Source organism: Catenuloplanes japonicus, assembly GCF_000717135.1.
Classification (GTDB): Bacteria; Actinomycetota; Actinomycetes; order Mycobacteriales; family Micromonosporaceae; genus Catenuloplanes; species Catenuloplanes japonicus.
Map to the genome: position 1 here is coordinate 218,958 of NZ_JNXY01000033.1, position 23,503 is coordinate 242,460.

A 23,503-nucleotide genomic window follows, 5' to 3' on the forward strand; every position below is an offset into this window, starting at 1 on the left:
GGGACCGGAGCCCGCGGGAGCATGCGGGCGTGACCACGACGGATGTGGGAAGAGAAGGCTTTCAGTCCTTGCGGGTGGCGGCCTCGTAGGCCGCTCTGGCGGCCGACTGGGTCAGGGCGCGGTGCAGGAGGCGGGAGTCGCCGAGCATGGCGCGCAGGCGGCGTTCCAGGCCCGCGATCGGGATCAGGTTCTGCGGAGCCCGCGGATCCTTGTAGGCCGTGGACGCGAAGCGGGGCAGCGTGACCAGGGAGAGGTCGGCCAGCGCGAAGGCCGCGGCCGGGGACAGGTCGGACGAGCACTCCGCGCGGATGATGCCGGCCCACGGCGCGCCCGGCCGCCCGGGAAGGCGGATGTACCAGGAGTAGCCGCCCCAGGTCGTGCCGGTCATGAACACCGGGGACCGCTGGCCCGGCTGCAGCGACGTGACGACCGCGGACAGCCGGGGCGGCAGGTACTGGCGGTGCTGGGTCTTGATGTAACCGATCGTCCGGGCCAGCTGGCGGCGGTTGCGCAGCGGCCCGTCGACGATCAGCAGGTCGTCGTCGCCGGCATCCGCGCGGGCGTCGCCGGACACCTCGACCTCGAGCGCGGTCAGCGGCGCCTGGATCGCGGCCGGGAGCTTGCTCTGCTCCCCGGCGCCGCTGACCCGGTGCACCTCGTAGCGGATGGAGCCGGCCACCGCGTCGGCCGCGCTCGGGCTGGCCGTGAAGAGGCCGCGGCGGACCCGGGACCCGGCCAGCACCGCGACGCCCTGCTCGAGGTCGCAGCGGACGACGCCGGCCGCGTAGGAGGCGGCGAGGCCGGGATAGGACTCGCCGTCCTCCTCCTCGGTCCACAGGCCGGCGTCGATCCGGCGCACGCCGTCGACCAGCAGGACCACCGGTGGCGGCCGCAGCCCGGCCGGGGGCAGGAGCGGCTGCCACCGCTCGGCCGGGACCTCCAGGTCCGCGTCGACCTGGGCCGTGCTCTGCTCGGACGGCCCGGCGAAGCCCGCGGAGCCGTCGGCCTCGATGGACGAGCCGTAGGCCGGGTCCCACGCGTCGATGAAGTATCGGGTCACAGGCCGCTCCGGGTCACTCGGGCGCTTCGGGCATCCTTGCGCACCTCGAACCGGACCGGGATCCGCTCCGCGAGCGCGCCGACATGGGTGACGACGCCGACCATCCGGTCACCGCGGGCGGCCAGGTTCTCCAGCGTGGCCGCGACGGAGTCGAGCGTGGCCGCGTCCAGCGTGCCGAAGCCCTCGTCGAGCACGATCGACTCCAGGCTGGCCGCGGTGGTGGACATGCCGGCCAGCTGCTCGGAGAGCGCGAGCGCCAGTGCCAGCGACGCCTGGAACGTCTCGCCGCCGGAGAGCGTGCGCACGCCGCGGCGCAGGCCTGCGTCATGGTGGTCGACGACCCAGAACTCGCCCTTGTCGTGGACCAGCTCGTACTGCCCGCCGGAGAGCTCGCGCAGGATCCGGGAACCGCCGTCGACCAGCAGGTCCAGCGCCTCCTCCAGCAGCCAGCGCTCGAAGTTGTTGGCCCGCAGGTGCCCGGCCAGCGTCTTGGCGACCCGGCCGGTGCGCTCGTGCCCGGCCCGTTGCTCGCGCAGCGCGGCCGCCTGCTCCCGCCGCTCCTCGATGCGCCGGAGCGCGCCCTCGGCCCGTTCGGTGGCGACGGCCGCGGCGCGCAGATAGTCGGACTCGCCCCGCTTCGGCGGCGCGGCCACGCCGACACCGTCGAAAAGAGCCTCGATCCGCAGGTGTACGCCGTCCGCGCCGCCCCGCGCGGCCCGCAACTCCTCCTCGGCCGTGGCACGGGCGTCCGCGCGCCGGGCGACCTGCTCCGCGGTCCAGCCGGTGAGCCCGGTCCAGGCCGCGGCCACGTCCTCCCGGTCCGGCGCCGGCGGCCCGAACGGCGCGACCGCGTCGCGGGCGGTGTCGAAGCCCTGCCAGGCGGCCCGGAGGCGCTGCTCGGCCCGGTCCGCCTCGGTCTGCGCGCGCCGCTGGGCCTCGCGGGCCCGGCGCACGGCCGCGCCGGCCGCATCCAGCTTCTTCTGCAGCGCCGCGATCTCGTCCAGCTCGCGGCGCAGCGCGGCCGGGCCGGGCGAGTTCGCCACCTTGGCGGTGGTGGCGGTGAGCCGGTGCTGGAGGTCGGTGTGCCGGTCGCGGGCGCGGTCGAGCGTGCGCTCCAGCTCGCGGGCGGCCTGCTCGCGCTCGGTGACCAGCTTCGCGGCCCGGTCGGCGGCGGCGCGCGCGGTCTTGCCCTCGGCCTCGGCGGCGGCGACGGCGGACCGGCCGGCGGCGCGCTGGGTGGCGGCGGCGGCGGGGGCGGCCGCGCGGGGGGCACCACCGGCCGAGGAGGCGGCAGTGCCGCGTGGCCGGGGCGTGCCGGACCGGCCCCGGGACCCCTGAACGGCCCCGTCAGCGCCGTGCCCGGTTCCCCCGCCGTCGGAGCCGCGGCCGGGGTGCCCGCCGTCGGCCGAAACGTCGCCGTGCCCGTGCTGGTGACCGACGGGCCGGCCGGCGCCGTCGACCGGCACCGCGTACCCACTCGGGGTCTCGATCGGTATCGCCGTGACCTCCTGCGCGCAGACCGGGCAGGCGTCGCCGACCGTCAGGTGCAGGCGCAGCGCGGTGGCGCGGTCCGCGTTCTGCGCGTCCTGGTACGCCTGCCGGGCCGCCTCCAGCGCGGCCGTGGCGCGCTCGTGCTCCGCGCGCGCGACCGTGACCGCGGCCGCGGCCGCGCCGTGCTCGCTCTCGGCCGAGGTGAGCATCGTGGTCAGCTCCGCGGCCTGGCGGGTCAGCTTGTCCAGCTCCGCGTGCGCCTCCAGCAGCAGCCGGAGCGCGGCCTGGTCGCCGCTGCCCGCGACCTCGCCGCGGACCTTCTCCTCCTGCTCCTCCGCGGTGTGCACGGACGTGACCGCCTCGGCCGCGGCCGTGCGGGCGGAGGCGGCGGCGCCGGCCACCGCGGCCACGTCCGCCGGCGCGCGCACGCCGCGCAGCTTGGCGATCTCCGCGTCCAGCGTGGCGAGCGCGGCGCCGGCGGCCTCGGTGCGGGCCGCGGCGGCGCGCAGGTCCGGCAGCGCGGTCTCGACGCCCTCGGTCAGCTCGTGCACGCGGGCGACGTGCTCGGTCGCGGCCGCGAGGTGCTCGTCGTCGGTGTCGTCCAGGTTGGCCAGGAGCTGGTCGACGCCTTCGAGCGCGCCGTCGGCCGCGTTGGCCCGCGCCGTGGCACGGCGCTGGACCTCCTCGTAGACGCCGAGGTCGAGCAGGTTGACCAGGATCTGCTGGCGGGTGGCCGGCTTCGCGTGCAGGAAGTCGGCGAACTGGCCCTGCGGCAGCACCACGCACGTGGTGAACTGCTCGTACGGCAGGCCGACCGCCTCCTGGACCGCCTTGTCCATCTCCGCGGGCGTGCCGGCCAGCACGTCGCCGAGATCTTCCGGGGAGAGCCCGGTGTCCAGCTTGGCCACGTCGAAGCCGCGCGGCATGAGCTGCAGCCCGGCGCCGCTGGTGGTGACGCGTCCCTTGCCGTCGCGGCGGACCACGCGGGTGGCCACGTAGCGCTCGTTGGCGGACTCGAAGACGAGCCGGACGCGCGCCTCCACCGCGGACGGCGCGAGCGCGTTGACGATCCCGCGCGTGGTGCCCCAGCGCGGGACCTGGCCGTAGAGCGCGAACGTGATCGCGTCCAGCACGGTGGACTTGCCGGAGCCGGTCGGGCCGACCAGCGCGAAGAAGTCGGCGTCCTGGAAGTCGACCGTGGTCGGCTCGCGGAAGACGGTGAACCCGGACATGTCGAGCCGCAGCGGCCTCACGACGCGCCTCCCGGAATCTCCTCGTAGATCTCGTCGAACAGATCCTGGACGCCCTCGTCGTCGTGCCCGCGGACCTTCAGGTAGTCGGAGAACAGCGTGCTGGGGGAGCGGCCGGCCCGTTGCGCCGCGGTGGGGCTGGTGCGGGTGGGCAGCATGTCCGGGTCGATGCGCACGTCCAGCGCGTTCGGCAGCAGGTCCTGGACCTCCTCGCGGAGGCCGGCGCGGGGCATCTCGCGCACGTAGACGCGCAGCCAGCCGGTCGGGTCCGGATGGCGCTCCGCGTAGCGCTCCAGGTCGGCGACGGTGCCGCGGACCGTGCGCAGCGGCGTGGCGGACGCGATCGGCATGGTGCGCGGGCGGGCCGCGGTGGTGGCGGTGACCTCGACGATCGTGACCGAGGGCGTGTTCTCCTCCTCGCCGAAGTCGACCGCGAGCGGGCTGCCGGAGTAGCGCACCGGGCAGGGGCCGAGGATCTGCTGGGTGCGGTGCAGGTGGCCGAGCGCCACGTAGTGGCAGGACGACGGGAACACGCTGGCCGGGACCGCGTAGCCGAGCACGGTGTGCGCGTCCCTCTCACCGCCGCCCATCTTCGCGCCGACCACGGTGAGGTGGCCGGTGAGCAGGTTGACCGCGTCGCGCTTCGCGAAGTCCTCGGTCAGCTTCGCGATCAGCCGTCCGATGTGGTCCGCGTAGGTCTGTTGGGCCTCGGACGCGGTCAGCTCGTACATCTCCACGGCGCGCACCGCGAACCGCTGGGAGAGGAACGGCAGCGCGACCAGCCGCCACGCCTCGCCGCCCGCGGTGGTGCCGGTCAGCACGTGCTCGGACGCGTTCTCCCGGACGGCGCCGCGCAGCTGGATGCCGGCCGCGTCCGCCCAGGGGCGCAGCGCGTCGAGCGCGGCGCCGTTGTCGTGGTTGCCGCCGATCGCCACCACCTCGGCGCCGGTCGCCCGCAGCGCGGTGAGCGCGCGCGTCACGATGCGCGTCGAGTCGGGCGTGGGGGACGCGGTGTCGTAGAGATCGCCGGCCACGATGACCAGGTCGGGCCGCTCCTTCTTGGCGATCTCCACGACGTCGCGGAGCACGGCGATGTGCTCGTCCACCCGGGTGTGGCCCTTGAGGACCTTCCCGACGTGCCAGTCCGAGGTGTGCAGGATCTTCATGGGCGTCCGTCGTCTGTCTAGAAGGGGATGTCGTCGTCGGAGATGCGGTCGCCGGACGCGCCCCGGCCGCCGACCACGGCGAACGGGTCGGAGGACTGGACGATCGAGCGCAGTGAGCCGGTCGGCGCGGCCCCGGCCTCGGAGACGCGGGTGGCCCAGGCCGGGAACGGGAACTCCACGCAGAGCGGGACCGGGATGTCCGGCTGGTTGACGAACATGGTGCCGGGCTTGGCCAGCAGCACGCGCTGTCGCTGCGCGGGCGGGAGGAAACCGTACTCCGGCCGGCCCGCCTCGGCCGGGTCGAGCCGGCCGACCACGCGCACCGCCGAGTTGGTCACGATGCGGCGCTCGACCTCGCTGGCGGTCTGCTGCGCGCCGATCAGGATCACGCCGAGCGAGCGGCCGCGTTCCGCGATGTCGAGCAGCACCTCCTTGATCGGGGAGGTGCCGTCACGCGGCGCGTACTTGTTCAGCTCGTCGAGGACGACGAAGAGCAGCGGTTTCGCGGTGCCGTTCTTCTCCTTGCGCTCGAACTCGGCCTTGAGCGTCACGCCGACCACGAACCGCTGCGCACGGTCCGGCAGGTTGTGCAGGTCGACCACGGTGACCTGGGCGCTCTCGGACGTGTTGATCGAGTGCGGGCGGCGCTGGGCGAGGTCGCCGCGGATCAGCCGGGACAGATCCTTCTTGCTGCTGATCAGGCGGCGGGCGAACGCGTTGGTGGTGCCGATGCCGACCGCGGAGCCGGCCCAGTCCCGCCGCGAGTCCTCGTCGGTGAGCTGCTCGACCAGGAAGTCGACGAGGTCGCCGTAGGACCCGATGCGGCGGCCCTCGATGCTCACGCCGCCCTCGGCCGGGACCGCGACGCGCTGCAGGTGGGCCGCGACCGCGTGGACGACCATCGTGTACTGCTGGCGCTCGTCGTCGGCGTCGGCGAACACGTAGGGCAGCAGGCCGGTCTCGCAGAACTCGGCGAGCGTCCAGTAGAACGCGTCCACCCCGGTCAGGCGGCTGCTCACATCCGGCGTGCCGGAGGCGTCGCCGATGCGCGGCGGCGCGTAGACCCGGACGTCGGCGAACGCGCCGGCGGGGAGGCCGAGTCTCGCGTAGGCCTCGGTGGTCTTCTCGTCCAGCCGGGCGTTGGGGTAGTCGAGGAAGAGCAGATCCTCACCCTTGACGTTGAAGATCAGCGCCTTGGAATTCACCCCGTCGGCCCCGAGCACGCCGGAGCGGAACACGGAGTAGAGCAGGAACGTGGCGAAGCTGGTCTTGGTGGCGACGCCGGAGATGCCGGAGATCGACACGTGTGCGCCGCGGGTGCCGTCCAGAAAGTCCGCGTTGAGAAAGACCGGGACGCCGTCGCGGCCGGAGCCCATCGGGATCGGCCGCTCCATCCGGTCGAAGTGCAGCGCCTGGGCGCGGGCCACCCCCTCGGCGCGGTGCACCGGCGCGCCGGGCGCGGGCGGCACGTAGAGCTCCGGGTCGACGCGGGTGGTGGTGATCTCCGCGGCCTCCTGGATCAGCGCGGGCAGTGTGCCCTCCGCGATCGCGAACACGTCGGAGTCGAACTGCGCGCCCTCGTGCCGCGCACGGACCTGGGTGACCACGCCGGCGATGGTCACCGGCTCCCGGCCCGGCAGCTCGCGCCGGGTCACGACCACGTCGTCGAGCTGCAGGTAGGCCCCCGGGGTGACGGCGGTCCAGAACTGCAGCGGCGTGGCGTCTTCGGTGCCCAGCACGCGTCCGACGACGGGGCCCGGGTCCGAGGGGTCTACTGGCACCCGATCATCGTGCCCCACCGGTACGACAACCTCGGAAGCCACGCCGGGATCGGCACCACCTGTCCCCAGGTTTTCCACAAGATGTTGTGGTTACCCACAGGGTTATCCACAACCAGTGGATCTTACTGACCCGACCGGGTGACCTGGTTAACTGGCCCTGACGTACCTGATCATCAGGTGTTCCCCGCCCCTGAGCACGTGCGCCGGCCGCAGGCGGCGGGCCGCGGATATCGGTCCGGTGACGATCCGGGACGCGCCGGCGCCGGCCAGCACCGGCGCGACGGTCAGGCAGAGCTCGTCGACCGCGTCCGCGGCGAGCAGCGTGCCGAGCAGGTGCGGGCCGCCCTCGCAGAGGATGTGGTCCAGCCCTCTCGCCCGTACCCCCGGCAAGAGATCGTGATCGTGAAAACGCACGATGTCCGCCACCGCGGACAGATCGGGACGGCTCTCGGGAGACGGGGTGAGGATCAGCGGGCGGACCGGCGCGTCCGCGAGCGCGGGCATCGCGGGGTCGAGGTCGAGCGACCGGGAGACCGTGACCAGCGTGGGGAAGTCGGGCAGGCCGTGCGCGCGGCGCCACTCCACGCGCGGCGGGCTGAGGCGGATCGGGCGGTAGTTCTCCCGGCGCAGCGTGCCGGCGCCGACCAGCACCGCGTCGGCCAGCATGCGCAGCACGCCGAAGACGCGTTTGTCGTCCGGTCCGGAGAGCGCGGTGGAGAGGCCGTCGATCTCCATCGCGCCGTCCGCGCTGGACACGAAGCTGACCCGCAGCGTCGGCCGATCGGGGCGCGCGTAGTGCGAGATCAGTGTGTCGTCGTCCAGGTCGGGGCCGGGAAGCAGGGCGTGCACGGCGAAAGCCTAGTGCGGACGAAGTGGCTGTAACCGGCTACATAGAGCGCGGTAACGAAATGGGAACGCTCCCATCGGCCCCTTGACACCCTCGTAACGTGTCGGCAATCTCATGGGAGCGCTCCCGGATCGCGGTGTCGGGCACCACACCTCGCGGTTCCCGGGGCCGCGTCCGCCGGTCTGCGCATCGACCGGCTTCACGGGCACACCCACACTTCTCACCACTTCAAAGGGGTCAGGATGAGCGTTCCGAGGCGCCGTCTGCGCGGCATCGCGGCGGCGGCTCTCGCCGCCGGCATGGTCTTGTCCGCCGCGGCGTGCAGCGCTAGCGACGGCGACGACAGCAGCGAGGGCGGCCAGAGCACGGTCACGCTGCAGTACTTCGGCAGTCCCGGTTTCGACAAGGCGGTGGCGGACTTCCAGGCCGCCAACCCGGACATCAAGGTCGACGCCCAGAACATGGGCGAGCTGAAGGACTTCACGCCGAAGCTGAACCAGTGGCTCGCCACCGGCCAGGGCGCCGGCGACGTGGTCATGCTGGAGGAGGGCACGCTCCTCGGCTACCTGGAGACGCCGGACAAGTGGGCCAACCTGCTGGACCTGGGCGCGGCCTCGCTCGAGGCCGACTTCCTGCCCTACAAGTGGGCCAACGGCTTCACCTCGGACAAGTCGAAGCTGGTCGGTCTCGGCACCGACATCGGCGGCCTCGCGATGTGCTACCGCACCGACCTGTTCCAGAAGGCCGGCCTGCCGACCGACCGGGCCGAGGTCTCCAAGCTCTGGCCCACCTGGCAGGAGTACGCGGCGACCGGCAAGCGCTTCAAGCAGTCGGACGCGGTGAAGGACGTGGCGTTCATCGACACCGCCACCGCGATCATGCAGCCGTACATCATGCAGAACTCGAAGACCTGGTTCTACGACACGAACAACAACTACATCGCGGACACGAACCCGGTCGTCAAGGAGGCCTGGAACTTCGGCCTGCAGATGGCGGCGGACGGCCTGACCGGCAAGCTGCAGCGCTGGCAGCCGGACTGGAACGCCGCGTTCGCCAACGCCGCGTTCGCGACCGTGCCGTGCCCGGCGTGGATGACCGGCTCGATCGCCGAGCGCGCCGGTGACGCCGGCAAGGGCAAGTGGGACATCGCCACCATCCCCGGCGGCAGCGGCAACTGGGGCGGCTCCTACCTGGCGATCCCGGAGCAGAGCAAGAAGAAGGAAGCGGCCTACAAGCTGCTGACCTACCTGACCGGCAAGGACGGCGAGCTCTCCTCGTACGCGGAGAAGGGCAACATGCCGTCGAACGTGAAGGCGCTCGACGACCCGGCCTTCCAGACCTCGAAGAACGAGTACTTCAGCAACGCGCCGACCGGCGAGATCTTCGGCGCCAGCGCCAAGAACCTGCAGCCGATCTACCTCGGCCCGAAGCACCAGGGCATCTGGGAGAACCACTTCGAGACCGAGATGCGCAACGCGGAACAGGGCAAGAAGACGTCCGACGAGGCCTGGGCCAAGGCCGTCGCGGACGGCAAGAAGCTGGCCGACGGCTGATCGACCGGTAATGCATGACGAATGGCGTCCACGCTCGCGTGGACGCCATTCGTCACACGGTCAGGAGTCACCGGCCGCGCCGGCCGGGGAAGGAACCCCACCATATGAGCGTCAATACCTCCGCCGCGGCGATCCCGCCGCCACTGGACCCGGAACAGCGCCGCAGACAGGCGCGCCAGGTGCGGCTCGGGCGACTCGACCTGAAGGCCTCGCCGTACCTCTACGTCGCACCGTTCTTCGTGCTCTTCGCCGTCTTCGGCTTCTTCCCGCTGATCTACACCGGCTGGGTGTCGATGCGCGACTGGGGCCTGATCAAGGGTGACCAGGGCTTCGTCGGCTTCGAGAACTTCGCGGAGGTCCTCGCCGACGCGAACTTCTGGAACGCCATGTTCAACACGTTCGGCATCTTCATCGTGTCGACCGTGCCGCAGCTGCTGCTCGCGCTGATGCTGGCCAACTGGCTGAACCGGAAGCTGCGCTTCCGTACCGCGCTGCGGATGGGCATCCTGCTGCCCAACATCACCTCGGTCGCCGCGGTCGGCATCGTCTTCGGCTTCATCTTCGCCGACCGCTACGGCCTGGCGAACTGGATCCTGCAGTCGCTGAGCCTGGACCCGGTCTCCTGGCGGGGCAGCCGCTTCGCGTCCTGGACCGCCATCTCGTTCATGGTCGACTGGCGGTGGACCGGTTACAACTCGCTGATCTACCTGGCCGCGATGCAGGCCATCCCGCGGGACCTCTACGAGTCCGCGTCGCTGGACGGCGCGTCCCCGGCCCGCCAGTTCTGGCAGATCACGGTGCCGCTGATCCAGCCCACCATCCTGTTCACGGTGATCATCTCGACCATCGGCGGGATGCAGCTGTTCACCGAGCCGCTGATGTTCAACTACGGCGCGGCCGGCTCCGGCAGCGGCCTGGAGAACTTCCAGACCATCGCGATGTATATCTACTCCACGACGTTCGAGAACAACTTCAAGTACGGCGTCGGCTCCGCGATGTCCTGGCTGCTCTTCATGTTGATCATTCTGTTCGCGCTGATCAACTTCCTGATGGTCCGCCGCTCGCTGAAGGGGTCCGACAAGTGACCGCGCTGTCCACCCGGCCCCCGCGGAACTCGGCGGCCGCACCGAAGCCTGCCCGGCGCCGCCGCCCCGGCGCGAAGCTGTGGGAGGCCAGCCCTCTCACCTACGTCGCGCTGATCATCGCGGTGCTGCTGGCGATCTTCCCGATCGCCTGGTCGTTCATCGTCGCCTCGCGCGACAACTCCTCGGTCTACAAGATCCCGCCGCCGCTGGTGCCGGGCGGGGAGTTCCTCGACAACACCCAGCGCCTGCTCGCGAACGATCAGGCACACTTCCTGATCGGCCTGGCCAACTCGATCTTCGTGTCGGGCGTGGTGACCGTCTCCGTGGTGCTGTTCTCCACGCTCGCCGGATTCGCGTTCGCCAAACTGCGGTTCAGGGGCGCGAACGTGCTGCTGCTGATCATCATCGTCACGATGATGATCCCGACCCAGCTCGGCTACATCCCGCTCTACATCCTGATGATCAAGCTGGGCTGGCTCGGCTCGCTCCAGGCCGTGATCGTGCCGTTCCTGGTCAAGGGCTTCGGTGTGTTCATGATGCGGCAGTACGCGAGCTCGGCGGTGCCGGACGAGCTGATCGAGGCGGCCCGGATGGACGGCTGCTCGACCTGGCGGATCTACTGGAACGTCGTGCTCCCCACGCTCCGCCCGGCCGCGGCCGTGCTCGGCCTGCTGACGTTCATGGAGACGTGGAACGAGTTCCTCTGGCCCTACCTGGTTCTCGACGGCGACACCCCGACGATCCAGTACTCGCTTAAGATCCTTGCGACGGGCAACTACACGACCGACTACGTCCAGGTGTTCACCGGGACCGCGCTGGCCATCGTGCCACTGCTCCTCGTGTTCCTCGCGTTCGGCCGCCAGATCATCGGCGGCATCATGGAAGGGTCCGTCAAGGCGTGACGACTCAACATTTTCCCCAGGACTTCCTGTGGGGCGCGGCCACGGCGGCGTACCAGATCGAGGGCGCCGTCACCGAGGGCGGGCGAGGCCCGTCGATCTGGGACACGTTCAGCCACACGCCGGGCGCGGTCGTCAACGGCGACACCGGCGACGTGGCCTGCGACCACTTCCACCGGGTCTCCGACGACGTGCGCCTGATGGCGTCGCTGGGCCTCACGTCGTACCGGTTCTCGCTGTCCTGGTCGCGCATCCAGCCCACCGGCTCGGGCGCGGCCAACCAGGCCGGGCTGGACTTCTACCGCCGTCTCGCGGACGAGCTGCTCGAGGCCGGGATCCTGCCCTGGGCCACGCTCTACCACTGGGACCTGCCGCAGGCGCTGGAGGACGCGGGCGGCTGGCCCGCGCGGGACACGGCGGCGAGGTTCGCGGATTACGCCTATCTGGCCGTCTCCTCGCTAGGCGACCGGATCACCAACTGGACGACGTTCAACGAGCCCTGGTGCTCCTCCTTCCTGGGGTACGGGTCGGGCGTGCACGCGCCCGGCGTCCAGGACGGCGCCGCGTCGGTCCGCGCCGTGCACCACCTGCTGCTCGGCCACGGCCAGGCGCTGCAGGCCGTGCGCGCGAGCACCCCGGACGTCAACCTCGGCATCACGCTCAACCTGTATGCGATGGCGCCCGCCTCGCCGTCCGAGGCCGACGCGGACGCGGTCCGCCGCATCGACGGGCTCTCCAACCGGATCTTCCTGGACCCGGTACTGAAGGGCGAGTACCCGGCGGACGTGGTCGCGGACCTGGCCCCGGTCACGGACTTCTCGTTCGTGCAGCCGGGCGACCTGGAGACGATCAAGCAGCCGCTGGACTTCCTCGGCATCAACTACTACAGCCGGCACGTGGTCGCCGCGCCGTTGCCGGATGCGGTGGCGGAGCCGTCGTCGTACCCCGGCAGCGAGACGGTCCGGTTCGTGCACCGCACCGGCGTGCCGGTGACGGACATGGACTGGGAGATCGACGCCCCCGGCCTCGTCGAAACGCTTCGCGGCGTTGCGGAGAACTACCCGCCGGTGCCGCTCTACGTCACGGAGAACGGCTCCGCGTTCGTGGACAAGGTGGTCGACGGCGAGGTGGACGACCCGGGCCGGGTGGACTACTTCGACCAGCACCTGCGCGCCTGCCATGCCGCGATCGAGGCCGGGGTGCCGCTCAAGGGATACTTCGCCTGGTCACTCATGGATAATTTTGAGTGGTCGTGGGGTTACGCGAAGCGGTTCGGCATGGTCTACGTCGACTACGAGACGCAGGAGCGCATCCCCAAGAGCAGTGCCAGGTGGTACGCCGACGTGATCCGACGTAACGGTCTGGCCGCACAGTAAAGCGTGGTCGTACCGTAGCGGGGCGTGCCGGCGCCGGCACGCCCCCGGGCCTTTGGAGCAGACATGACAACCCAGCGCACGCGATCGCTCGGACGGCCCACCCTCGACGCCGTGGCCGCGCGGGCGGGCGTCGGCCGCGGCACTGTCTCCCGCGTGGTGAACGGGTCCCCGCAGGTCAGCCCGGAGGCGCGGGCCGCGGTGAACGCCGCGATCGCCGAGCTCGGCTACGTGCCGAACCGGGCGGCCCGCGCGCTGGTCACCCAGCGGACCGACTCGGTGGCGCTGGTCGTGTCCGAGTCCGAGGAGCGGCTGTTCGGCGAGCCGTTCTTCGCCGGGATCGTGCGCGGCATCAGCTCCGGCCTGCTGGAGACGCAGATGCAGCTCTGGCTCGCGATGGCCCAGTCCCCGGCCGAGCGTGAGCGCGTCGAGCACCACCTCACCAACCAGCACGTCGACGGCGTGCTGCTGCTCTCGCTGCACGACTCCGACCCGCTGCCGACGCTGCTGGAGCAGCGCGGGCTGCCGTCCGTGCTGGGCGGGCGGCCGGCGCGCATGCTGCAGCCGGGCGCGCAGGCGGCGTACTTCGTGGACGTCGACAACGCCGGTGGCGCGCGGCTGGCCACGGAATATCTCATCGACGGCGGCCGGCAGCGCGTCGCCACCATCGCCGGTCCGCAGGACATGGGCGTGGGCGCGGCCCGGCTCTCCGGCTACCGCGAGGCGGTGCAGCTGCGCGGGCGGCCGGCGGACGAGAGCCTGATCGCGTACGGCGACTTCTCCGAGGGCAGCGGCACCGCGGCCATGCACCGGCTGCTGGAGCTGAGCCCGGACCTGGACGCGGTCTTCGTCGCCTCCGACCTGATGGCCTGCGGCGCGCTGCGGGCGCTGCGCGACGCCGGGCGCCGGGTGCCGCACGACGTCGCCGTGGTCGGCTTCGAGGACTCACCGATCGCGCGGCAGGCCGACCCTCCGCTCACCACCGTCCACCAGCCGGTGGAGGAGATGGGCCGGCAGATGGCCCGGCTGCTCGTGGCCCGGATCCGGCACGAGCCGATGGAGCGCCCCTACATCCTGCTCGATACGCACATGGTTCCGCGGGCGTCGGCGTAACCGGTCTCATCTGCATTTTTATGCGTGGACACGGGTAGGCAACGGCCGCGAAACGGACACCCTTCATGCTGTCCCGGTAAGGATTTTCTCTGAAGTTCAGAGGACCGAGGGGGAGCGTCTATGTTGCTGCGGGTCCGGGTCACGCTTCCTGACCGCCCTGGCGCGCTCGGCCAGGTGGCACGCACGCTCGGTGTCGCCGGCGCGGACATCGTCCAGGTCGTGGTGCTGGAGCGGCTGGGTGGCCGCGCCGTCGACGACTTCACCGTGGTCTGGCCCGGCGCCGCGCGCGTGGAGCGCCTGATGGCCGGCCTGGCCGCGATCCCCGGCGTGCAGGTCGACGGCGTGTGGCGTGCGATCGGCGCGCCCGTGGCCGGCGGTCACGACGCGGAGCTGCTGGCCCAGGTCGCCGCGAACCCGGCGGACGGCCTCGCCACGCTGGTCGACGCGGTCCCCGGCCTGCTGGCCGCGGACTGGGCCGCCGCCGCGGTGGTCCCGGCAGACTGGGCCGCCCGGTCCGCCGCGCCCCGGCCGCTGCTCGCGGACCCGGAGCAGCAGCCGTCGGAAGAGCCGCCGACCTCATCCGGCCGTGAGCCGGACGTGGCCTACGCCAGCTGGCGCGCGCCCGAGCCGCCGCGGCTGCCCGAGGTCACGCCGCTGAGGGCCCGCTCGCTGACCGGGGTGGACGGCACGCGCTACGCGGTCGCGCCGTTCGGCCGGGCCGGGCTGGTGCTGGTGGTGGCGCGGATGGACAGCGATGGCCTGTCGGCCGCGTCGTTCCACGTCACCGAGGTGGACCGGATCTCGCAGCTGGTCCGTGCGGCCGCCGTGATCCTCGGCGACCGCCTCGACCTGGTGACGCCGCGCGAGAAGACGGCCCTCTAGAAACTGAACGCCTGGGGGAGCGGCAGGGCCGGATAGCCCCGCTGCTCCCCGTACATGTTGAGCCACTGCTCGACCGGCGGCGCGGAGTTCGCGATCCACACGTCGCTGCCGTCCTTCATCACGACGATCGGGCCGGCCGGCACCATGTCCGAGAAGTCGTTCGTCTCCAGGTAACGCACCGCGTTGTAGGAGAACGCCCACGCCCAGGAGAAGTCGCGTGGCGCGTCCGGCGCGGTCAGCACCAGCGGCGTGGCCGGGTCCTCGATCTCGCGGACCTTCGCCTCGGCCAGCGCGCGTGCCTGCTGGACATCCATCATTCGCTCCTCGTCACGGGATCCGGGTGAACCACAGCTCGCTGCCCGGGTTGGTCAGCGCGGGCAGGAATCCCAGCCCGCCGGTCTGGCCGTCCACGAACATGATCCGCCCGTCCTTGTTCCATACGTTCATGACGTGGCCGTCCGTGGTGCCACCGATCTTGTAACCGATGATGCCGACGGTCCCGGACGGCGCCTGCGCCATGTTCGCCACCACCGCGCTGTAGTCCGCGCCCGGGACCTGCTGGAACTTCATGCCCGGATAGTTCACCTCGATGGTGGACAGCGGCCGGGTGGTCGGGATCTTCTGCGCGACGTTGATCGTGTCGGTCTTGACGTAGTCGTCCACCCGCTGCACACAGATCGTGCAGTTGACGTCCGTCGGCATCTTGTTGACGTTGATCTGGTCCAGCTTGGGCAGGTTCTTCTCGATCACGGTGCCGAGGTCGCCCGGCATGCCGTACGGGGAGCCCGCGTGCAGCACCTTGACGTTGCCCACGTTCTGGCCGAGCGAGTCCAGCATCTGGTGGTTGAGCTGTGTGTTCGCGGCGTCGAACTGGAGGTTCAGGTCCTTCGTGAACGCGTTGATCTCGGTCAGCTCCGCGGCCTGGTGCGTCTGCAGGCTGTTCGCCAGGTCCAGGTTCTTCGTGATGTCGGCCTGGTTCTCCGCGATCTTGATGTCGCCGAGCCGGGTGTTCTCGATCTGGTTCGTGATGTTCTGCACGTCCAGGTCGCGCTGCTGCTCCAGGTTCTTCGTGAGCGTCTCGATCTCGGCCTTCACGCCGTCCGCGGACGTCTTCTCCGCGATCCTGATCTCGTCCAGCTTCGCGATGTCCAGCTCCTTGAGCGCGGCGGCCTGGTCGTCCGCGAGCTTCACCGCGGTGTCCGTCTGGAGTTTGCCCAGGTCGGCGGCGAGGTCGGACGGCAGGTTCGCCTTCGCGTCGAGCAGCCGGGTGTTCTCCAGGTCCAGGTGCTTCATCGCGTCGCCGTAGACGTCGTTGAAGCGGACCGGGTCGGCCTGGGCCGCGGGCGTCCGCGCCACCGCCTTGATCTCGTCGGCCTGGTCGTTGATCGCCTTGAGGTCCAGGTCGATCTGGGCACCGCGCTCCGCGGACGCGTTCTTGATCGCCAGCTCGTCCGCGCTGAACTTCGTGTCCGACGCGACCTTGATCTCGTCCAGCTTCGCCGTGCGCAGCCCGTCGAACTTCAGGTCGAGGTCGCCCTTGGCGATGCTCAGGTCCGCGCCCGCGTCCACCTTCACCCGGTCGGACTGCGCCTTGAGGTCGACCGTGAAGTCGTTCTCGATCTTCAGCTTGTCCACGTTGAGCTTCGCCGCGGCATCCGCGTTGATCTTGTCGACCTTCAGCTGCAGATCGGCCTTGCTCGCCTGCTCGATCTTGAGCTTGTCCGCCTGGATCTTGCCGGCGAAGTCTTTCGTGATGTCGGCGATGTGCGTGTTCTCGGTCTGCGTCTTGACCGCGCCGAGCTCGTCGAAGTGCTGCTTGAACGTCTTGCCCGGGGTTACCGAGACCGGCGGGAGCTTCGGCGTCGGCAGCGCGCCGAAGCCCGTCCCGCCCTTCGGGAGCCCGCCGGGGATGAAGTCGCCCAGCTTGCCGGTGTCGATCGCACCGGTCACGACCTTGTTGACGTTCTTGAGCCCGGCGAGCGCGGCGGTGGTGCCGTCGCCGAGCGCCTTGCCGATGGTGACGGCGCCGTTCCCTGCCGCCTTGACGATGGTGACCATGTCTCTGGCCATGTTCTTCATGCCGTTGAGCGCGGCCTTGCCGATCTCCTTCATCCCGCCGGCCCTGTAGAGCGCGGAGAGCTTCGACAGGCTGGTCAGGCCCTTCACGCCCGGGATGACGCCGAGGATCCCGAAGACGAGATCCATGACGGAGCCCTTGCCCTGGGTGAAGTCGACGATCGCTTTGATCAGCAGGATGGCGCCGGCGGCGAGCGCGATCCAGGCGAGCGGGCCGCCGAGGATCATGCCGATGATCCCGGCGACGAGGGCGACCCATTTCGCGACCTCGCAGATGATGTTCCAGATCTCCTTGAACGCGTCGCCGAGCTTCTGCCAGAAGTTGCGGGGCTGGATGCCGGCGTCGGAGGCGTCCTCGATCTCCCGGACACACGTGTTGGACGCGCCGTCACGCATCTGTTTCGCCTGCTGGGCGAGTTGCTTGGCGAGGTCGAGCTCGCTCTGGGCGCCGTCGACCTGACCCTGCGCGGCGCTGAGCCGCTGCTGGGCCGCGCTTGCGTCGCGTACCGCCTGCTTGACCTGGTCTGGATCTGGTGTGACCGTTTCGGCCTTGGCGGCTTCGGCGGCCTTCGACGCGCCGGTGAAGTCCATCTCGGCGGAGGACAGGCTGCTCTTGAGGGATGCCAGCTTCTCGGCCGCGACACGCCCGTCCGCCAGAGCCCGATCCGCTTGGGCTTGAGCCCGCTCCAACTCCGGCCCGAACACGTCCAGCGCGTCGCCGACCATGAGATGCGATTGGTAGAGCTTGTTGACCTGGCCGGGGAAGTCGCCGAACTGCTCGCGGAACGCGTCACCGGACTTGCCGACCCAGGTCAGCAGCGCACCGTCGCCCTGCAACGACTCCACGGCCAGCTTCGCCCGATGCGCCGTCTCCGCGAAGTCATGGAACCGCGACGCCAGCTGCCTCACCCGCGCCGGATCACCCGGAGTCGGGTCACCGTCCATGTCCAGGACATGCCAGTCGGTCGGCCGTGTCATCCGCTCCCCAGGTCCCGTGGTGACTGTACGTATAGTGGGCTGTCAACGGTACCTTCGGGTACCGTCCGGGTCAACGTTGAGGGTGATCTTGCGCGTGCCGCGTAGGCTCACCTCCGGCCAATGGCATAGACAGAGACGGAAATCTATGGCATCCGATCGCCTGACAGTCAATCTGGATGGATTGAGCGAGTTCGCCAATCAACTGGAGACGATCCGTAGCGGCATGGACTCCGCGCGCTCGTGGATGAACGAGTTCTCCGGAGACCTCGGCGGACCGGACGTCGACGGCGCCATTAGTAACTTTGAGTCACATTGGCGCGACGGTCGTGGCCGCGTCGACAAGAACTGCGAGCAGCTGATCGGCATGGCGAAACAGGCGGTGGAGGGCATTCGCAAGGCCGACACGGACCTGCGCGACCAGCTCCGCACGGACGGCGAGGCCTGATGCCCGCCGCCGGCTTCTCGATCACCATCCCGGACTCGTGGTTCGAGGTCGAGCTGCACCCGGACGCGCGCAACGCGGCCATCGGCACGCTGGTCGAGGAACGCCTGCGCGAGGTTCCTGAGCTGCGCGAACACCGCGGTGCGCTGGCCAAGGTGCTGCGCGAGACGGCACGCCGCGCGTACGACGGCGGGGCCAGGTTCTGCGGCACGCTGGTCGCCGGCCTCGGCGGCGCCGTGATGACCGCGACCGTGACCGTGACCATCGTGGACGCACCGAACGAGGACGTCGCGGTCGCCCAGTACCTGACGGCCGTGCCCAGGCGCGGCCCCGACTCGATCTGGCGACAGGTCGAGTCCGTCGAACTGCCCGGCGCCGGCCGGGTGCCGCGCACACGCGGCGTCGACGACGTGACGCTGCCCGACGGCGCCGGCTGGATCCGGTCGCTGGTCATGCAGACGTTCGTGGCGTTCCCGGGCCCGAACCCGGCCCGGGTGGCGCTGATCACCGGTAGTTCCCCGTTGCTGGCGCTGGAGTCGGAGCTTTTCGACGTCTTCGACGCCATCACCGGCACATTCCGTTTCATCACCGACGACCAGGAGGCATGACATGGCGAACGTCAATGTGACGTACCAGGAGATGCGTGACGCGGCCAACCGGCTCACACGCGGCAAGGAAGAGATCTTCAGCAAGCTCACCGAGCTGCAGAACATGGTCAACAACCTGGTCAACGGCGGCTACGTCACCGACGCGTCCAGCAAGCAGTTCGACGAGTCCTACCGCGAGTTCAACGAGGGCGCGCAGAAGATGGCCGAGGGCCTGGAGGGCATGGGCAAGTACCTGACCGCCGCCGCCGACACCTTCCAGCAGGCCGACGACGAGCTGGCGAAGGCGCTGCGCAAGTAGGTCTCGCGAGAGCGGGGGCGGTCACGAGGTGGCCGCCCTTTTCGCTGCCCGCTTCATGAAGATCAAGATCCAGGTCATTTTCCCGCTTCCGGCGTGGTCCGGCAGCGCTGCTCCCGCGGGCAAACCTCGCCGTCCACCAAGACTCCGCCGGCGCTCCGCTTGCCTCCCGGCATCGGAGCCGGTTCCGCCGTGGCGGTGCCCGCGGGAGCACGCGGGCTGCACCACGCTGGAAGTGGGCAAATAGGTTTGAAGGTTTGTCATTCCGGCACCTGGACCGTGATCGGCTCGCCGTCGCCGAGGTGCAGCAACGCGCGGCCGGGGCGGACCGGCTGGCCGACCGCGGTGCGCTGCAGGCGCAGGCCGACCAGGTCTCCGTCCGTGCGGCTCTGCGGTGAGAGCAGTGCGCCCCGGCGGCTGCGGCGTGCGTCGACCAGCCAGCCGCTGAAGCCGACGCTCAGATCCTCCGGGTCGCCCGCGTAGATCAGCGAGAGCTGCCGGGCCTCGCCGTTGCGCACGACGTCGCGCAGCTCGGACGAGGCGGCCGCGTCGCGCAGCGTGGACGCGTCGTCGACCACCAGCAGCGCGCGGCCGGTGACCTGGGCCAGTGCGGCGTTCAGCTCGTCCGGCGTGAGGTCGCTGCCGGTGAAGACCTCGATCACGCCGGGACGGCCGGCCAGGTCGCGGACCGGGGAGGTGCGCGGCGCCAGCGCGATGACCTGCTGCCCGGCGTCGAGCGCGGACCGGGCCATCGCGACCAGCATCGTGCTGCGGCCGGACTTCGCCGGGCCGCCGACCGCGAACGAGGGGACGCCGGCGGCCATGTCCGGGCCGTACGCCGTCAGTTGCTCGCCGCCCACGCCGGCCAGCAGCCAGCCGGGGCCGTTGCCGGACCGGGGGAGCGCGGCGGCCTGGTCGTAGCCGATCTGGTTCGGCACCTCGCCCAGCCGGAACGCGCGCTGCGACGCCGGCACGCCCGCGTCCCGCTCGCCGGCCCGGCGCCCGATCTCGGTCAGCGCGGCCGCCTGGGCCGCGCCGCTCGGGTCCTCGGTCAGCAGCGCGACCTGCACCTCGATGCCGGTCTCGGCCCGGAACGCGCGGCCCGGCGCGGTGTCCTCCGGCAGGTTGCGCGGGTGGAGTCCGATCATGGCCAGGTCGCTGCGGTCGGCAAGCCGGAACGCCAGCTTGTCCTCGGTCAGCGTGGCGATCCGGCCGCTGAGCACGGACCGGTCGCCGGTGATCACCACGTGCACGCCGACGCTGGCGCCCTCGCGCAGGAACGTGAAGATCTGGTCGGAGAGCGTGCCCGCGTCCAGTTCGCCCAGCGAGGTCAGGAAGCCCTCCCAGCGGTCCAGCAACAGCACGATGTGCGAGAGCCGGCCGTCCGGCGGCGCGGCCCTGCGCTGCTCCGTGACGTCCGCGAACCCGCCCGCGGCCAGCACGGCCTGCCGGCGGCGGATCTCCTCGCCGATCCGGCCGATCAGCCGGACCGCGCGCTCCACCTCGGTGCGCTGCACCACCGCGCCGGTGTGCGGGAGCGAGGCCAGCGGCAGCAGCGCGCCGTTGCCGCAGTCCAGGCCGTAGAGGTGCACGTCCGCGGCGGAGTGCGTGGTGGCCAGCGCGCCGGCCAGCGTGCGCAGCAGCTGCGACCGGCCGGTGCGCGGCGCGCCCGCCACGATCAGATGGCCGAACGTCTCCAGCCGCACCGACGCGGTGCGCTGCTCCTGCTGCTTCGGCAGGTCCTCCACGCCGAACGGGACCGCGCCCGGCTCCGCGCGCAGCGCGTGCAGCAGCACCGTGTCCGGCAGCGGCGCCAGCCACGGGCTGTGCTGCTCCGGCACGCCGGCCAGCTCGGCCGCGCCGCGCAGCGCCTCGACCAGCACCTGCAGGTCGGTGACCTCGTCCTGCACGGCGCGCGGCCGGTGGGTGGCGGACTCGATCGGCCGGACCAGGTCGATCCAGTCCAGCACGCGCATCTCAGGCGGTGCGGTGAACGGCACGGCACTGCCGTCCGCGCCCGGCCGCCGCCCGCCGACGCGCCCGGCCTGGAACGGCACCAGCGAGGCGTGGCCGAGCCGGACGTACGCGCGGCCGGGCGTGCTCTTCGCGATCCGGGCCGCGTCCGGCGCGTTGAGCACGTCCTGGCTCTCGGCCGCGTCCGTGACCCGCAGCGCGATGCGCAGGTTCGTGTTGGCCCGGATCTCCGGCGAGACCACACCGGACGGGCGCTGCGTGGCCAGCAGCAGGTGGATGCCGAGCGACCGGCCGCGCTGCGCCACGTTGACCAGGCCGGTGACGAAGTCGGGCAGCTCGCGGGCCATGGACGCGAACTCGTCGATCACGATCAGCAGCCGGGGGAGGCTGCCGCCGGTACGCGTGAAGTCCTCGATGTCCTTCGCCCCGGCGCCGGCCAGGATGTGCTCGCGGCGGCGCAGCTCCGCGCCGAGCGACTCCAGCGCGCGCCGGACCAGGTGGTCGTCCAGGTCGGTGACCATGCCGACCGTGTGCGGCAGCCGTACGCAGTCCCCGAACGCGCTGCCGCCCTTGTAGTCGACCAGCACGAACGTCATCGCGTCCGGCCGGTTCGCCGCGGCCAGCGACGCCACGATCGTCTGCAGCAGCTCGGACTTGCCGGAGCCGGTGGTGCCCGCGATCAGGCCGTGCGGGCCGTCCCGGCGCAGGTCGATCTCGAACGGGCCGTCGAACGACTCGCCGACCACGGCCGACGTGGTCGCGCCGCGCATCGCCCAGCGAGCCACGATGTCGTCCGCGCGCGGCGGGTCCAGCGACAGCACCTCGAGCAGCCGGCTGGAGCCGGGCAGCGCCGCGTCCTCCTCGTCGTCGCTGACGTCGCGGATCGGGGCCAGCGGCCGGGCGACGCGCGCGCACCAGGCCGGACTGACGAAGTCCGGGCGGACGCCGAACAGCTCCTCCGCGCCGGAGCGGGAGATCCGCAGCGTGGCGCCCTCGGCCACGGCCACGGCCTGGCACTCCGCGGGCAACAGCCGCTCGTCCGCGTCCAGGCAGATCGCGTAGACGCCGACCGCCGGTCCCTCGCGCAGCAGTTGGATGACGCCGGGCAGCGAGCGCAGCCGGCGCGAACCGTCCAGCACGACCAGCATGTCCGGCTCGCGGAAGCCGGCCTCGCCGGTCTCCTTCCGGACGACCAGGCGCTGCTCGATCAGCTCCAGCAGGCTCGCCACCCGGCGGCCGACCGACTCCGCGTCCAGGCCGATCAGCACGGCCGGCGCGTTGGCGCCGCCGGGGCGGGAATGCGGCAGCCAGCGGACCCAGTCCCAGCTGTCCTTCGCGGACGCGTCGGTGAGCACGGTGATCTGCACGTCGGCCGGGCTGTGCAGCACCGCGGTCTGGAGCACGGCCCAGCGGCCGAGCGCGCGGGCGGTGTCGCCGGGGCCGGCGAAGCCGATCACGCCGTGCTCGCGCAGCGGCATGGTGACCGGCACGTCCGGCAGCGTGCGGTGCACGGTCCGGCGGTGGTCGTCCTGCTCCGGGTCGTCCAGCGCCACCTCGGCCGGCTGGTCGCCGGACCCGGCACGGATCAGCAGGTGGTCCTCGTCCCGGCGGCGCCGCTCCCACAGCCGGCGGCGGGGCCCGGTGGCGATGACCGCGATCAGGCCGGGGTCGGGCGCGGCCGTACGGCGGTCCGTCTTCTCGGCCTCCAGCGCGGCCTCGGTGTCGCTCTCGATCCGGGCCTTGGTCTCGGCGTACTCGCGACGCAGGTCGGCGTAGGTCCGCTTGCCCAGCCGCCGTGTCCAGAAGTGGTTCGCGACCAGTGACAGCGGGCTGAGCAGTGCCAGGAACAGCATGGTCCGGTTACCGGTGAGCAGCGTCAGCGCGAGCGCGCCGGCCAGCGGGACCAGCGCGATGAGCCACGGCAGCGGGTTGCGCGGCGGCTCCTTGGGCGGCATGGGCAGACGGAAGCGGGTCTGCCGGCGCGGCGCCCGGATGCGCGGCGGCCGGTTGTAGTCCAGGCCGGCCCCGTCCGCGGACGGCTGCAGCGCCGCGTCCGGCCGGGTGTACTCGCCCAGCTCCAGCACGCTGTCGCCGACGTGGAGCAGCCGGCCGGGCGACCATTCGGCCGGTCCGGTCACCTCCTCGTCGTCGAGCCGCAGCGGCACGCCGTCGACCGGGGCGATCTGGCACCGGGCCTGGATGTCCACGCTCACCGAGGCCGCGGCGGGCGGCAGCGACGGGTCCGCGACCGGCACCCAGCAGCCCGCGTCGCCGCCGATGTCCCCGCTGCCCGCGCCGAGCCGGACGAACGTGCCCGCGGCCGGTCCGCCGGCGACCCGGATCTCCAGCAGCCCGGTCTGCTCCGGTGGCGGCCCGGCCGGACGGCCGAGGCTCAGCACCGTGCCGTCGCGGATGCCGGAATCGGCGACGGAGAGCCCGGGATCGATGGCCCGGCCGTCCGCGAAGATGGTCGCGGTGTCCGACCGGCCACCCGCGTCGCGCATCAGACGTTGCGCTGCGTAGCCGACGGAGGCGACGGTGGCTTGGCTGTCGACGGTCAGAGACACGTTGGCTGCGTCATTGTTCACAGGATCGACAATGGTGAGTAAGAGCTGCACTGTGCCTCCGCG

17 protein-coding genes are annotated in these 23,503 nt (G+C 71.5%); 9 read left to right on the plus strand and 8 right to left on the minus strand.

Features of this window, described 5'->3' with window-relative positions; all coding sequences use genetic code 11:
• Positions 1-61: 61 nt before the first annotated feature.
• From OP04_RS38300 to OP04_RS38320, 5 genes are all read right to left on the minus strand, one after another.
• Positions 62-1,060 carry a hypothetical protein gene (locus OP04_RS38300; RefSeq protein ID WP_033344833.1) on the minus strand — a complete coding sequence of 333 codons (999 nt, stop codon included), beginning with the start codon at positions 1,058-1,060 and terminating at the stop codon, positions 62-64.
• Positions 1,057-3,804 (minus strand): AAA family ATPase, encoded by a 2,748-nt coding sequence (locus OP04_RS38305; RefSeq protein ID WP_033344834.1) that lies wholly within the window; start codon positions 3,802-3,804, stop codon positions 1,057-1,059. Before OP04_RS38305 ends, OP04_RS38300 begins: the two co-directional genes overlap by 4 nt.
• Positions 3,801-4,967: an exonuclease SbcCD subunit D gene (locus OP04_RS38310; protein ID WP_033344835.1), complete on the minus strand. Its 1,167-nt coding sequence runs from the start codon at positions 4,965-4,967 to the stop codon at positions 3,801-3,803. The genes OP04_RS38305 and OP04_RS38310 overlap by 4 nt, the downstream gene beginning before the upstream one ends.
• A gap of 17 nt (positions 4,968-4,984) precedes the next feature.
• Entirely contained in the window at positions 4,985-6,748 is a 1,764-nt protein-coding gene (locus OP04_RS38315) for an ATP-binding protein (protein ID WP_033344836.1), read from the minus strand.
• A gap of 147 nt (positions 6,749-6,895) precedes the next feature.
• Complete coding sequence (locus OP04_RS38320; protein WP_033344837.1) at positions 6,896-7,597, minus strand: pyrimidine reductase family protein; 702 nt, start codon at positions 7,595-7,597, stop codon at positions 6,896-6,898.
• Between the two features lie 240 nt (positions 7,598-7,837).
• Between OP04_RS38320 and OP04_RS38325 the strand changes: the two genes are divergently transcribed.
• The 6 genes from OP04_RS38325 (at position 7,838) to OP04_RS38350 (ending at position 14,500) form a co-directional block, all read left to right on the plus strand.
• Positions 7,838-9,148 carry an ABC transporter substrate-binding protein gene (locus OP04_RS38325; protein ID WP_033344838.1) on the plus strand — a complete coding sequence of 437 codons (1,311 nt, stop codon included), beginning with the start codon at positions 7,838-7,840 and terminating at the stop codon, positions 9,146-9,148.
• Between the two features lie 104 nt (positions 9,149-9,252).
• A complete protein-coding gene (locus OP04_RS38330; RefSeq protein WP_033344839.1) occupies positions 9,253-10,233 on the plus strand; it encodes a carbohydrate ABC transporter permease in 981 nt (326 codons plus the stop codon).
• Positions 10,234-10,310: 77 nt separating this feature from the next.
• Entirely contained in the window at positions 10,311-11,135 is an 825-nt protein-coding gene (locus OP04_RS38335; protein ID WP_033344933.1) for a carbohydrate ABC transporter permease, read from the plus strand.
• On the plus strand, positions 11,132-12,508 hold the full coding sequence (locus tag OP04_RS38340; RefSeq protein ID WP_033344840.1) for a GH1 family beta-glucosidase: 1,377 nt from the start codon (positions 11,132-11,134) through the stop codon (positions 12,506-12,508). The genes OP04_RS38335 and OP04_RS38340 overlap by 4 nt, the downstream gene beginning before the upstream one ends.
• 63 nt (positions 12,509-12,571) lie before the next feature.
• The gene (locus OP04_RS38345) at positions 12,572-13,618 is read left to right on the plus strand and encodes a LacI family DNA-binding transcriptional regulator (RefSeq protein WP_033344841.1); all 1,047 of its coding nucleotides are present in this window, start codon (positions 12,572-12,574) and stop codon (positions 13,616-13,618) included.
• A 120-nt stretch (positions 13,619-13,738) separates the two neighbouring features.
• The gene (locus OP04_RS38350) at positions 13,739-14,500 is read left to right on the plus strand and encodes an ACT domain-containing protein (RefSeq protein WP_033344842.1); all 762 of its coding nucleotides are present in this window, start codon (positions 13,739-13,741) and stop codon (positions 14,498-14,500) included.
• Here OP04_RS38350 and OP04_RS38355 read toward each other — a convergent pair.
• Together OP04_RS38355 and OP04_RS50545 are read right to left on the minus strand one after the other, a co-directional pair.
• Positions 14,497-14,817 carry a YrhB domain-containing protein gene (locus OP04_RS38355; RefSeq protein ID WP_051799716.1) on the minus strand — a complete coding sequence of 107 codons (321 nt, stop codon included), beginning with the start codon at positions 14,815-14,817 and terminating at the stop codon, positions 14,497-14,499. The genes OP04_RS38350 and OP04_RS38355 overlap by 4 nt on opposite strands.
• A gap of 10 nt (positions 14,818-14,827) precedes the next feature.
• The gene (locus tag OP04_RS50545; protein WP_051799717.1) at positions 14,828-17,554 is read right to left on the minus strand and encodes a toxin glutamine deamidase domain-containing protein; all 2,727 of its coding nucleotides are present in this window, start codon (positions 17,552-17,554) and stop codon (positions 14,828-14,830) included.
• Between the two features lie 145 nt (positions 17,555-17,699).
• Between OP04_RS50545 and OP04_RS38365 the strand changes: the two genes are divergently transcribed.
• From OP04_RS38365 to OP04_RS38375, 3 genes are read left to right on the plus strand one after another with little or no spacing between them, the layout of a single operon-like run.
• Positions 17,700-17,999, plus strand: a complete 300-nt coding sequence (locus OP04_RS38365; protein WP_033344843.1) for a hypothetical protein — start codon at positions 17,700-17,702, stop codon at positions 17,997-17,999.
• Complete coding sequence (locus tag OP04_RS38370; protein ID WP_033344844.1) at positions 17,999-18,604, plus strand: hypothetical protein; 606 nt, start codon at positions 17,999-18,001, stop codon at positions 18,602-18,604. Before OP04_RS38365 ends, OP04_RS38370 begins: the two co-directional genes overlap by 1 nt.
• 1 nt (position 18,605) lies before the next feature.
• The gene (locus OP04_RS38375; RefSeq protein ID WP_033344845.1) at positions 18,606-18,902 is read left to right on the plus strand and encodes a WXG100 family type VII secretion target; all 297 of its coding nucleotides are present in this window, start codon (positions 18,606-18,608) and stop codon (positions 18,900-18,902) included.
• Between the two features lie 257 nt (positions 18,903-19,159).
• On the opposite strand, the gene OP04_RS38380 is transcribed toward OP04_RS38375, so the two are convergent.
• Positions 19,160-23,461, minus strand: coding sequence for an FtsK/SpoIIIE domain-containing protein (locus OP04_RS38380; protein ID WP_232323892.1), 4,302 nt, complete (start codon positions 23,459-23,461; stop codon positions 19,160-19,162).
• Positions 23,462-23,503 lie beyond the last annotated feature (42 nt).